General features: G+C 31.5%; 10 protein-coding genes. 8 read left to right on the top strand and 2 right to left on the bottom strand.

Translation table 11 applies throughout. From position 1 onward, the window contains the following. Positions 1-22: 22 nt before the first annotated feature. Both RSB60_RS00685 and RSB60_RS00690 read right to left on the bottom strand, forming a co-directional pair. Complete coding sequence (locus tag RSB60_RS00685) at positions 23-2,251, bottom strand: EAL domain-containing protein (protein WP_332613903.1); 2,229 nt, start codon at positions 2,249-2,251, stop codon at positions 23-25. A gap of 174 nt (positions 2,252-2,425) precedes the next feature. Further along, positions 2,426-3,622, bottom strand: a complete 1,197-nt coding sequence (locus RSB60_RS00690; protein WP_332613906.1) for an RNA polymerase factor sigma-54 — start codon at positions 3,620-3,622, stop codon at positions 2,426-2,428. 84 nt (positions 3,623-3,706) lie between these two features. On the opposite strand from RSB60_RS00690, the gene RSB60_RS00695 reads away from it, so the two are divergent. The 8 genes from RSB60_RS00695 to RSB60_RS00730 form a co-directional block, all read left to right on the top strand. Then, entirely contained in the window at positions 3,707-6,538 is a 2,832-nt protein-coding gene (locus tag RSB60_RS00695) for a sigma 54-interacting transcriptional regulator (protein WP_332613909.1), read from the top strand. An 86-nt stretch (positions 6,539-6,624) separates the two neighbouring features. Further along, positions 6,625-7,056: a PTS sugar transporter subunit IIA gene (locus RSB60_RS00700; protein ID WP_323380986.1), complete on the top strand. Its 432-nt coding sequence runs from the start codon at positions 6,625-6,627 to the stop codon at positions 7,054-7,056. Beyond that, positions 7,050-7,526 carry a PTS sugar transporter subunit IIB gene (locus tag RSB60_RS00705; protein WP_323380987.1) on the top strand — a complete coding sequence of 159 codons (477 nt, stop codon included), beginning with the start codon at positions 7,050-7,052 and terminating at the stop codon, positions 7,524-7,526. The genes RSB60_RS00700 and RSB60_RS00705 overlap by 7 nt, the downstream gene beginning before the upstream one ends. Positions 7,527-7,539: 13 nt before the next feature. Next, on the top strand, positions 7,540-8,319 hold the full coding sequence (locus RSB60_RS00710; RefSeq protein WP_323380988.1) for a PTS mannose/fructose/sorbose/N-acetylgalactosamine transporter subunit IIC: 780 nt from the start codon (positions 7,540-7,542) through the stop codon (positions 8,317-8,319). After that, entirely contained in the window at positions 8,312-9,133 is an 822-nt protein-coding gene (locus tag RSB60_RS00715) for a PTS system mannose/fructose/sorbose family transporter subunit IID (protein WP_323380989.1), read from the top strand. The genes RSB60_RS00710 and RSB60_RS00715 overlap by 8 nt, the downstream gene beginning before the upstream one ends. Positions 9,134-9,142: 9 nt before the next feature. Then, a complete protein-coding gene (locus RSB60_RS00720) occupies positions 9,143-10,216 on the top strand; it encodes an SIS domain-containing protein (protein WP_332613913.1) in 1,074 nt (357 codons plus the stop codon). Between the two features lie 56 nt (positions 10,217-10,272). Further along, positions 10,273-10,920, top strand: coding sequence for an HAD family hydrolase (locus tag RSB60_RS00725; protein WP_332613915.1), 648 nt, complete (start codon positions 10,273-10,275; stop codon positions 10,918-10,920). Then, on the top strand, positions 10,917-12,148 hold a 1,232-nt coding region (locus tag RSB60_RS00730; protein WP_332613917.1), incomplete at its 3' end, for an MATE family efflux transporter. The genes RSB60_RS00725 and RSB60_RS00730, both read left to right, overlap by 4 nt.

A 12,148-nucleotide genomic window follows, 5' to 3' on the forward strand; every position in this document is an offset into this window, starting at 1 on the left:
AAGGAATAACTTAATTTTAAAGTCATTCCTTTTTTATAATATAGAGACTTGTATTTAATAAAGTAATAAAAGAAGATTCATCCAAAGGCATTGATAAATAATAACCCTGAATATAATCACAACCAATATTTTTTAAGAACATGAATTGTTCAACACTTTCAACACCTTCTGCAACCATTTTTAAATGTAAATCATGAACAAGTGTTACGATATTTCTAATAATTGTTTTTGCTCTTTCTTTTTCTTCATCCATAGTGACGAGTAAGAATCCACGATCAAGTTTAACAATATTTAAAGGCATTGAACGCAAGGTGTTTAATGAAGAATAAGCTTGACCAAAGTCGTCCATTGCAATTAAATATCCCTCTTTTTGAAGCTGTCCAAGAATCGTAATAGAAATTTCAGAATCATAAGTCATGGCAGTTTCTGTACATTCTACTTCAATACAACTTTTTGGAAGATTATATTTTTCAATGATTGCATTGAGGTGAGGAATAAAATCATTACTAAATAAATGTACTCTTGAGAAGTTAGATGAAATTGGGAATAATTCAATATTTTGATCAAGTCTATTTCGTTGGAATTTACATACTTGTTCAACTACATAAAAATCTAGTTTTTGAATTTGCCCATTTCTTTCAAACAACTCAATAAACTCTGATGGCGGAAGAATTTCACCATTGTTATAACGCCAACGTACGAGGGCTTCAGCACCAGCAATTTTATTTGTTTTTGCATCTATTTTAGGTTGATAGTAAACAACAAATTCATTATCTAATAAAGCTTGATCAAAGCGCGTAAGCATACGTGTTGCACTTTGTTGTATGTCATGTAAATTTTTATCGAAAATTTGAATATAAGAATTAGAATCATGCTTTGCTAATTTCTTAGCCATTGCAGCATAGTCAAACATTTTAGATATTGGTATATCACGATCATCAATTGGATAGATACCAAAATTAAAACGCATACTTGAATCAATAAATTGACTTAAAATCTTGTTTGCCCGTTCTATGTCAGAGAGTAGTTCGGTAATATTATCTTTATAAGATATTACTCGGAAATTATCAGCGTATGAGCGACATATTGCATCCTGGTCACATAGAAAGGATGTTACAATCTCAACCACTTTTTTTAGAAGCATATCACCTTGTTCTTTTCCGTATAAATCATTGTAACTGCTAAAGTGAGAGATATCAAAATCTGTCATAAAGAATTGCTTGTTTGATCGTGCGAGAATTTTTGATACTTGAAGTTCAAATCCAGCATCTGTATAAGCACCAGTGAGTGTATCGTTAGATAAAAGTACTTTTTCTTTTTGAAAGTTGAGTAGTCTTGCGATAAGTAATGATAGAACTAGGATTGCAACAGCACCCACAAGAATGAAATAACGGTATTTAAATACTATCTCTAAGAAAGAATAGTTATAAGGATTGTTAATAATATAAGTCATTTGAATATTATTGTATTCATCCTCTCCGATAGCAGCAAGCGTTTTATTGATAATAGAAATTGCGAGTTCATTTTGAGGATTTTTTACACCCATAACGACGCTATCAACAACCTTTTGATAAGGTGCTAGAACAGTGAGATCTTCATAAAAAGGACTTTGTAATTCATAAATACCAACATAACGACTTATCATCGCTAAATCTGCTTCTCCTTGATTCACTGCTTGGATAACATCTTTGTTGTTTTGATATAAAACAATTTCATGATTTGGGAATTGCATTTTAGAAAATTCATACCCAGCTTGGTATCCTTGCATAACGGCAATTTTACCAGTTTTCAGAACAGCAGGATTTGTGTCTTTCTTAGCAATACAAGTCGCAGAACCATCACAAAATCGATCAGATAGAAGTAAATTTGAATTCGCTTCAAATACATCCAAGCGAATAGTTCCGGCTACTAATTGAAATTCATCATTCATTAATGCTTCATAAGGTGTCTTTTGTTCGATTGGAACACAAGTGAATTCAAAGCTAAGTCCCGATAATTCAGAAATAAGATTAATCATTTCTACGTTTGTTCCTTTAAAATCCCCTACTTCAATAGGACATGCTGAAAGGGGATAAACATGAGGGATAATGCCTATAAGAATTGGGTTTTCTTTTGTACTTTCGATATAACTTGATTCCTCAGGTGTAAATTCAATTTGTTCTTCTGCAAAAACTCGAATAGGTGATAACCATCCGAGCGTTAATAAAAGTATGTTGATTAAGACAATGTTGAATTTCATTGATCTACACATTTGGTATCTCCTGCTTTTTAAAGGAATTAATAGGTAGTCGTGAAAAAAGGTCTATTATAAAGTGATAATGATTAATTCTATTTTAGCACAAAGAAATAAATGCAACAATGTATCATAAATTATAAAATTAACGAAATCATATACCAATCAGTTTGAAAAAGGATAGATAATTCGCTATTTAGCTCTTACTTTATAAGACGGAATATTCAACGTTTTTCGGTATTTTGAAACAGTTCGTCTAGCAATATCGTAGCCACGTTCTTTAAGTGCTAAAACCAGTAAGTCATCATTTAGGGGGCAAGAAGGATTTTCTTCCATTACAATAGACTGAATCGCTTCCTCTATCTCGCGAGTGCTTTTATTACTTATTCCTTTACACAACAAAACAGATAGAGGATAACTTTTATTTTTATAGTCAAAATATTTATCATTTACAATACGTGATACTGTAGAAAAATGTAAGGAAGTACGATTTGCAACATCGATGAGAGTGCATTTTTTTAGAGGTGATGAATATAAGAAATAATCTTTCTGATAAGTAAACAAATCATTGGCTATGAGCATAAGATTGAAATTTCTAAAACTTAAATTATTAACAAGTGTTTTTGCATCTCTTAGATAGGCTTTAGCTTCTTCACTTATTTGCTTAGTATCAATTTCTACAAGGCTTATGTTTATCAATTCATTTAATTGCACATCTAATTCATCATTTTCTATATGAATAAATAAATCAGGTACGATTGTTTGAACAGCGGTATTAGTACTTGTGTAAGGATAGATAGTACAACTACGAAGTATATCCATTTGATGAATGAATTCGTCGTGTGTAATATTTAGCTCAGTTATAATTTTATGTATATTTGAATTTTCGATTTCTTCTTTATAGGTATTTAATAATGTGTAAGCTAAATCTTCATTTCTAGATTTTAGTTGATAGAGCATAAAATCAAAACTATTTTTAGTAGCAATACCACAAGGTTCTAAATCATGTAGAATAGTCAAATTAGTATCTAGTTCATTGGATGTGATTGAAAATAAATTTAATAGATCATCTATGTTTTCTTGAAAGAAACCATGCTCATCAAGAGATTGAATAATATAGTAACATAATTCTTTATTTATCTTTTTTCTTGTCGTATTTACTTGCGAAATGAGATCATCTTTAATAGATGGTTCAGCCATCATTAAAGAATCAATATAACTATCATTAAGCGAAGTATATTGCAAGAAAGGGTTTGTTGATAAAGCATTTTTTATTTCTTTAAGTAAAGTTAGATTTGATAATTTCAACAGTGCTAAAGAGTCCTGTTGATTCTTTGAATACTTAATTTTCTGTTTGATTTTAGGTGATACTAAAAATGTTTGCGCCATAGAATATCATCTCCTGAAATTTACAATACACTCTTGTTGAGTTTAGTTTTTATGCTAGAATAGATGAAAACAGGGGAGAAGAATATGGAAAGCAAAGAAGGGTCTGTAAAGCAAAAAATAATACATCATTTAAAGAATTTTAGTGAAAACTGCCAAACAATTGATTTTTTAGTAGAAGAAAATCTAGGAAAATGTACTGCAAATATTATTGCGAATGAATTAGATTGTAGTAGAAATCTTGTTTCCCACTATTTTAACGAATTATTGCAAGAAGGGCAACTTATTAAAGTAAATTCAAGACCAACTTATTTTTTTGATAAATTATCATTGTGTAATGCATTAAATACAAAATCAATTCAATCGGAGTTTGATAGTTTAGAAGAACTTCGTACGTATTTACAAGTAAATCATCGCGCAAGAAGTAATGCGTTTAAGAAGTTAGTGGGTGCAACAGAAAGCTTAGCTTATGCAATTGAACAATGCAAAGCGGCAATAACTTATCCTGATGGAGGGTTACCGATTTTGTTACAAGGACAAACAGGAACAGGAAAGAGTTTTATTGCTCAACTCATGTTTGATTATGCGCAAGAAAAAAAGATAATTGATAAAGAAAGTAAATTTGTTATCGTAAATTGTGCAGAGTATTCAAATAATCCAGAATTATTAATGACTAATTTATTTGGTTATGTAAAAGGGGCTTTTACAGGAGCAGATAGTGATACAGATGGAATTCTAGCACAAGCAGATGGTGGAATTATTTTTTTAGATGAAGTACACTCACTAAAACCTGATTGCCAAGAAAAAATATTCTTATATATGGACAAAGGAACATATCATAAAGTTGGAGATAATAAGAAGTGGTATAAAGGACAATGTAGAATGATCTTTGCGACAACTGAAGATCCTAATGCGGTATTGTTGAAAACTTTCATGCGAAGAATTCCAATCACAGTTAAAATACCTTCACTTGCAGAACGTTCAATGCACGAAAAGAATGAACTCATTCATACTTTATTCAAATATGAAGAACAAAGAATTAAAAAGACAATTCGATTATCGAAGCTAACATATCAAGCGCTGATTTCATTTGAATACAAAGGGAACGTTGGACAAATGAAAAATATGATTAAAGCAGCGGTTGCGAATGTTTATATTCAATCACTTCAACGAGATTCAATTGAAATAAGAATTGATGATTTGCCAGAAGATATGTTCAATGGAAATCTTACTGATGTCACAAATCAATATGATGATAATTCGATGATTGAGTTAGACTCAATTCTTCGTGTTAATTATACAGATAGTAAAATCTATTTAATGAATCAATCAATTATCAAACATTACACTTCATTAGATATGCCAAAACAATTTTCAGAATTTATTGATTTTGTACAACTAAGACTAGATCAATATTATGATTATTTATTTTTTGAAAGCACAAAAAATTCACCAAAGTTAAAACTCATGGAAAATTTAATGACGAATATCATTAACATTTTAATTAACGAAAAAAGTGTACAAAAAATTTCAAATAACCAAATTAGGATGTTATCAATCTTCATTTATGATTTTTCAAAAGAGTATGGTTTTGAATGGTCTTTGATTAAATCACATGCTGAAGATATTAATAGCTTAATGAATTATGTTAAGAATGAATTCACATCGGAATGGGAAATTGTATCAAAGATTGTGAATCTTGTAGATAATAGTATGCATATCAATTTAGGTGCTGTAGGTAGTTTAGATTTATTCTTTATTATGCATCGCTTTAATCGCATTCTTTCAAATGCTAAAATACCAGGAGTTATCCTTGCACATGGTTATTCAATTGCCAGTGGTATTGTAGAAGTAACCAATCAATTCTTAAATCATAATATCTTTGAAGCCATTGATATGCCTTTAGAAACCGATTTTCAAGATGTAATAGAAAAGCTTGTAGAATACTTAAAACGATTTGAGAATCTTAAAGAAATTATTGTTATGGTAGATATGGGTTCATTAGAATCTGTTCATCAGTTTCTTGAAACTTTTGCGAATATTGATATTGGAATTATCAACAATGTTTCTACAAAGCTTGCGCTTGATATTGGAAGCATGATAATGGAAGGATATTCTATTGAAAAGATATTAGAAGAAGCAAGTGAAAGAAATAAACACAAATACAAGATAATCAAAAATAGAAAGAAACAACCAGCGATTGTTACGGTTTGTGAGACAGGTATCGGAACTGCTGAAAAAATTGCAGACCTTTTAAAAAACTCGTTTCCTAGCAATGCAGGGGTGACATTTATTCCTTATGACTATGCATCAATTGAAGAAAAGAAAAAATCACTACCTGTATTCGATAAATATAATGTTTTATGTATGATTGGCACATCCAATCCACATATTGAAAATGTTAAGTTTATACCTATAGAGGGAATTATTAATGGTAGTAGTTATCAAGAACTTGAAGAACTATCGCGAAATCATCTTAATGAAAAAGATTTAGAAAACTTTAAAAAAGCAATATTGCGTAATTTCTCTATGGATAATCTATTAAATTATTTAACAATTTTAAATTCAGAAAGAATTGTGGTAAGCGTAGAAACAATTATTGATAAGATTCAAACGGGTTTAAAGTTAGAATTAAATTCAAATGTTGTTTTTGGTTTATATATTCATATTGGCTGCTTAATAGAGCGATTAATTATTGATAAATACATGGTTAACTTTGAAGGCTTGGCAGAATTTGTAGATGCCCATCAAGATTTTATTATCATTGTGAAGAATGCTTTTGAGGAAATTGAACAAATGTATAATGTTACAGTTCCTTTAAGTGAAATAGGTTATATCTACAACTATATCTTCAAAAGATACAAAGCTAGTGTCAAAGAAGACGAAAATAGTGTCAACGATTTATGGACAGAATCATAAAATACAATGAAATCGAAGAAAAAATGTGCTAGAAATCTACTGGCACATTTTTTGCTGTAGTAAAAGCAAAGGAAGGAGGATAGAGGGTGCGAAAAATAATAATTACGTCTCACGGGTCTCTAGCAGAGGGTATGCTGAGTGCAGCGAAAATGATTTTAGGTAATTGCGATGATATTGATGCATATGGCTTGGATACTTATAAAGAACCAAAAGTAATCTTTGATTTAATCAAATCGAAGATTGAAGAAAACCCAACAGATGAATATGTTTTATTCAGTGATATATTGGGTGGAAGTGTACACAGCAAGCTTATTGAATTATGTAATCATACAAATGTATATGTTGTAAGTAACATGACATTAGCAATGATTCTAGAGATGAAACTAGCAACAGAAGAAAATACTGCAAAGATATTGCAACATACAATTGAATCTTCTAAAAAGGGGACATTAATTATGAATCATACAAAAGCACTTAATACTATCAATCAAGGATTGGAGGATGATGAATTATGGTAGAACTTTGTCGAGTAGATGACCGTTTGCTTCATGGACAAGTTGCCGTTGCTTGGTCAAATGCAATAAGTCCAGATGCAATACTAGTTGCGAATGATGAAGCAGCAACAAATGAAATGACAAAAATGGCTTTAAAAATGGCGAAACCTAGTGGGGTAAAGTTAGCGATTAAAACGATTAACGATGCCGCTACTTTACTAAAAGACGAACGTACAACCCAAACAAAAATATTTGTAATCACTAGAACAATCCAAGATGCTTTAGGGCTAGTGCAACAATTAGAGGGGCAAATTAAGAAAGTAAATATCGGGGGAGTTAAAAAGAATGAAGGAGCAAAAATGTTAGCTCCAGGTGTATTCTTGAATGAAAACGATCTAGCTACACTTAAAGACCTTAAAAATTATGTTGATGTTGTAGAATTCCAAATGGTACCAAGTGAATCAAAAACAGACTTAGAAAAAATACTAAAATAAAGGAGGAGAGAAAATGTTACAGGCAGTTTTAGTAGGCTTAACAGTCATAATTTTAGAATTTGTAGAAACATGGTTTTCATACCCAATGACAACACGTCCATTTATCGTTGGAACTGCTATAGGGATTGTTTTAGGAGATATTACTACAGGGGTTATAGTAGGAGCAGCGTTAGAATTAGTTTTCATGGGTGTTATGGCAATTGGAGGAACAGTTCCACCAGATGCAGTAGCAGGCACAGCAGTAGGAACAGCGTTCGCAATTATTTTGGGACAAGGAACAGAAACAGCATTTGCATTAGCGGTTCCTGTATCAATTTTATGTCAAATGATGTTCGTTCCATTAGTAGCATTACGTTCATTATGGAGTCCAATGATTGACCGCATGGTTGAATCAGGAAACTATAAAGCATTGGAAAGAATGGTACCTTTTGTATCATTAACATTCTACATTCCAAAGGGAATTATTTGTGGGGCTGCAGTTGCACTTGGATCAACAGTTATGCAAGGTGTAATTGATAGTCTTCCAACAGTATTACTAGATGGTATGGGTGTTGCAGCAGGGATGTTAGCTGCTGTCGGGTTTGCATTGTTATTGAAGATGATGTTAACAAAGAAACTTGCAGTATATTATATTTTAGGATTCGTTCTAGCAACTTATTGTGGATTACCATTAATGGCAATCGCAACTTTAGGAATTATCTTAGTCATTATTCTTTATTTCGAAGGAAGCTTTTCCAAAAATAATAAAAAAGAAGTTGTAGCAAGTGGTGAGGAGGAACTATTCAATGATTAAAGAAAAATTCAATTTAACCGATGAAGAAAGTAAATTATGTTTTAAAGTAGCATTACGTTCTCACACAATGAGTGCTCCATACTGCTGGGAAAAAATGCAAGCTTTATCTTTCCTTTATACAATGATTCCAGTAATCAATAAATACTATGATAAGAAAGAAGATCGTATTGAAGGATATAAAAGACATTGGGAATTATTCAATACAACACCAAGTGTAAGTGGATTTATTACAGGTCTAGCAGCTTCAATGGAAAAACAAGGTGCAGAAGATCCGAATTTTGATAAATCATCAATTAGTGCAGTAAAGACATCTTTGATGGGTCCGTTCGCTGGAATTGGAGATTCAATTTTCCAAAGTACATGGCGTGTTATTTCCATGGGAGTAGGATTGAGTCTAGCTGGTAATGGAAGTTTACTAGGGCCAATTGTATTCTTATTACTTTATAACATTCCAGCAGCATTTGTTCGTTTCATTGGACCATATATGGGATTTGGACTTGGAGCTAAATTCATGGAAAATGCTGCAGAAAATGGAATCATGAGTTTTATTACAAAGGCAGCAAGTATTGTTGGATTAATGACTGTTGGGGCAATGACAGCAACAATGGTAAGTGTAAATATCGGATGGGTATTCAATATGAGTGGTGCTGAACAATCAATTCAAGCAATGTTAGATACGATATTCCCTAAATTGCTTCCACTATTATTAACACTCTTCTGCTTTAAATTATTAAGTAAGAAAGTAAAACCAACACTATTAATTTTTGGTTTAATGATTTTTGCAATATTAGGAACTTGGATTGGAATTTTCTAGGAGGAAGAAATGGTAAGTTATTTAGATTGTATATATAGAATACCTTCAATTATTGAAGATATTGTAGCTAAAAGAAAAGATAGAACAAATGAATTAGTTTCAAAAATCACAGATAAGCATAATGAAATTATCTTTGTCGGTTCAGGAACAAGTAATACATGTTCAGTAACTTCATATTTATATGTAGAAAAATATAGTGGATTACCAACATCGACTATACTACCGAATCAATTTATGAAGAAAACAGCATTTAATAAAGATGCAATCTATATTTTTACTTCACAATCAGGAACTTCAACATTCACACAAACATGTCTTAAAAAAGCAAAAGAAATTGGTGCTTTAACAGTAGCGATTACTGAAAAAGAAGATACACCATTAGCAAAAATTGCAGATGTACATGTGAATATGGGTTGTGGATATGAAGAATATGGAATGCGAACAATTGGATATTGTTCTGCAATTTTAACTCAAATGTTAATTGGTTTGGAAATTGGTTTGATTAGAAAAGCAATTAGTGAGACAGATTATAATGCTATGATAGCAGATGCATTGAAAATACCAGCAAGCCATAAAGCAATTTGTGATAAAACACTTGAATGGTTTGACAAAAACAAAGAAGAACTTATGGATGCAGATGGATTTGCTTACTATGGTTCAGGTAGTTTATGGGGTGTTGCAATGGAAGGTGCACTTAAAGCATTAGAAGTTGTTAAAAAATATTTATGTGTTGGCTTTGAAATGGATGATGGTTTACATGGACCAACGATGGGCTATACAAAACGTCATAATATTATTATTTTAAATGATGGAGTTTACGATAATAAATATTCAAAAGGACTAAAGAATTATATTGTTAATGAAGTAGGTTCAGCGTTTATTGTTGGAGCAAACACAATTGATGACAAAGACTTAGCATTTGAGCCAGTGGGTAATGATTTTAGAGCGTTAGAATTTGCACCAGTTGTGGAAATCTTAGCTTATCGTTTAGCCAAGGATCAAGGGGTGGCAATTCCAACAATGGAAGAAATGATGAAAGTAGGATTACCAGAATCAAAATATTTCAACACACACGATGAATAAGTAGTAATGCAGAAACGTTATGTTTCTGCATTCTTTACATGAATAGGGGGAGAAAAATGATTAAGTCAATTGTTTTTGATTGTGACGGAACACTTGTAAATACGAGTTTTATGATTAAGGTTTATCATGATACATTCACAAGCATGTTTGCAAATGAGAAATTTAGCAAGGTAGAAGATTTTATACCTGCCTATTTTTTAACAAATAAAGGTGCAATTAAGTATTTTGAAATACCAGAAGATCAACAAGAAAAATTCGAGAATCAATTGCGAATAAATTTTGATAAGGCAGCAATTAACTTAACTCTCTATGATGGTATCGAACAGCTCTTGAAAGAATTAATTTTCAAAAAGATTAAATTAGGAGTAAATACTTCAAGAACTGAAGAGGGATGGGATTTAATGCGAGATATTATTCAACCACAATATCATCAGCAATTCGAAATCGTAATAACAAATGAAAAAGTAAAACATCACAAACCTCATCCTGAAAGTATATTACTTTATCAAAAAGAAGCTCAGTTAGAAAAAGATGAAATCTTATTCATAGGTGATTCACCCTTTGATTATGAGTGTGCATATCAAGCAGGTGTAAAATTTGGTGTTGCTGGTTGGGGTATACAACAACAATTTGATTGGGGAACAAGTATCTATTTTGAAACACCTCAAGATGTACTTAAGTATTTAGAAGAGGAAACAGTATGAATAAAGTCAATGATCTGATTCATGGAAACATCACTCAGTGTCTAATAAAATTTGCTATCCCTTTCCTATTGGCGAATTTCGTACAATTTCTTTATGGCACAATGGATATGGCTATACTCAGCTGGTTTACATCTAATGCGAGTATTTCAGCAGTGAATGTTGGAACTCAAGTGATGCAATTTATATCGTCATTAGTTACGGGATTAACGATGGGGGCAACAATTTTGGTTGCAATGTTAATTGGTTCTAATCGTAGGGAAGAATTAAAAGAAACAGTTTCTGCAACGATAAGTTTATTTATTTTTTTAGGGACTGTGGTTATGCTGACGGTGATTGCGTTGATACCAAATTTAGTGAACTTATTGAGAACACCAACAGAAGCAGTACAACTTGCAAGAAACTATATTATGATCTGTGGGTTTGGAATTATATTTACATTTGGATATAATGCAATTGCGGCAATTTTAAGAGGAATGGGAGATTCAAAAAATCCATTAATTTTTATAAGTGTAGCTTGTGTTACAAACATTGTCTTAGATTTTATATTTATTGGAACATTCAAGATGGATACAAGTGGTGCTGCTCTTGCGACAACAATATCACAAGGAATTAGTTTCTTGTTGGCAATAATTCACTTACAGAAATCACGTAATTATTTTGATTTAAGAAAGATGAAAATGAATTGGAATATATCAAAAATAATAATGAAAATTGGTATTCCAGTATCATTTCAAGAAGCAATCATATCTATTTCATTTATTTTTATAACCGCAGTTGTTAATACATTTGGTGTAAATGCTTCTGCAGCAATTGGAATTTGTAGTAAGTTTGAAGCATTAGCAATGTTACCTGCTTCTGCATTTGGGGCAGCGTTATCAACATTTGTTGCCCAAAATATGAGTGCTAATAAAGAAGATCGAGCGATTAAATCATTAAAAGTAAGTATTGGGTTATCTTTTGCTTTCTCTGTTATATTCTTTGTGATTGGTCATTATTTCCCTAATGTGGTGATGTCTATCTTCAATTCATCACCAGAGGTTGCTTTAGCGGGTTCACAATACTTGTTATGGTTTAGTGTAGACTTCATTCTCGTTGCTTTTGGATTTACCTTTAACGGGTTCTATAATGGTTGTGGGAAAACAGTCTTCGCAATGTTGGTAGGTGTAATTGCATCAATCTTTGTAAGAATACCATTAACTTATTTATTGGTTGAATTAACACCAGGTAA

This window comes from Anaerorhabdus sp. (assembly GCF_036657415.1).
Lineage (GTDB): Bacteria > Bacillota_I > Bacilli_A > Erysipelotrichales > Erysipelotrichaceae > Anaerorhabdus.

What these genes read in the sequence shown, in the direction of transcription:
- RSB60_RS00685 (WP_332613903.1), bottom strand. Translation starts at nt 2,251, where the DNA reads ATGTGTAGATCAATGAAATTCAACATTGTCTTAATCAACATACTTTTA.
- RSB60_RS00690 (WP_332613906.1), bottom strand. Translation starts at nt 3,622, where the DNA reads ATGGCGCAAACATTTTTAGTATCACCTAAAATCAAACAGAAAATTAAG.
- RSB60_RS00695 (WP_332613909.1), top strand. Translation starts at nt 3,707, where the DNA reads ATGGAAAGCAAAGAAGGGTCTGTAAAGCAAAAAATAATACATCATTTA.
- RSB60_RS00705 (WP_323380987.1), top strand. Translation starts at nt 7,050, where the DNA reads ATGGTAGAACTTTGTCGAGTAGATGACCGTTTGCTTCATGGACAAGTT.
- RSB60_RS00710 (WP_323380988.1), top strand. Translation starts at nt 7,540, where the DNA reads ATGTTACAGGCAGTTTTAGTAGGCTTAACAGTCATAATTTTAGAATTT.
- RSB60_RS00715 (WP_323380989.1), top strand. Translation starts at nt 8,312, where the DNA reads ATGATTAAAGAAAAATTCAATTTAACCGATGAAGAAAGTAAATTATGT.
- RSB60_RS00720 (WP_332613913.1), top strand. Translation starts at nt 9,143, where the DNA reads ATGGTAAGTTATTTAGATTGTATATATAGAATACCTTCAATTATTGAA.
- RSB60_RS00725 (WP_332613915.1), top strand. Translation starts at nt 10,273, where the DNA reads ATGATTAAGTCAATTGTTTTTGATTGTGACGGAACACTTGTAAATACG.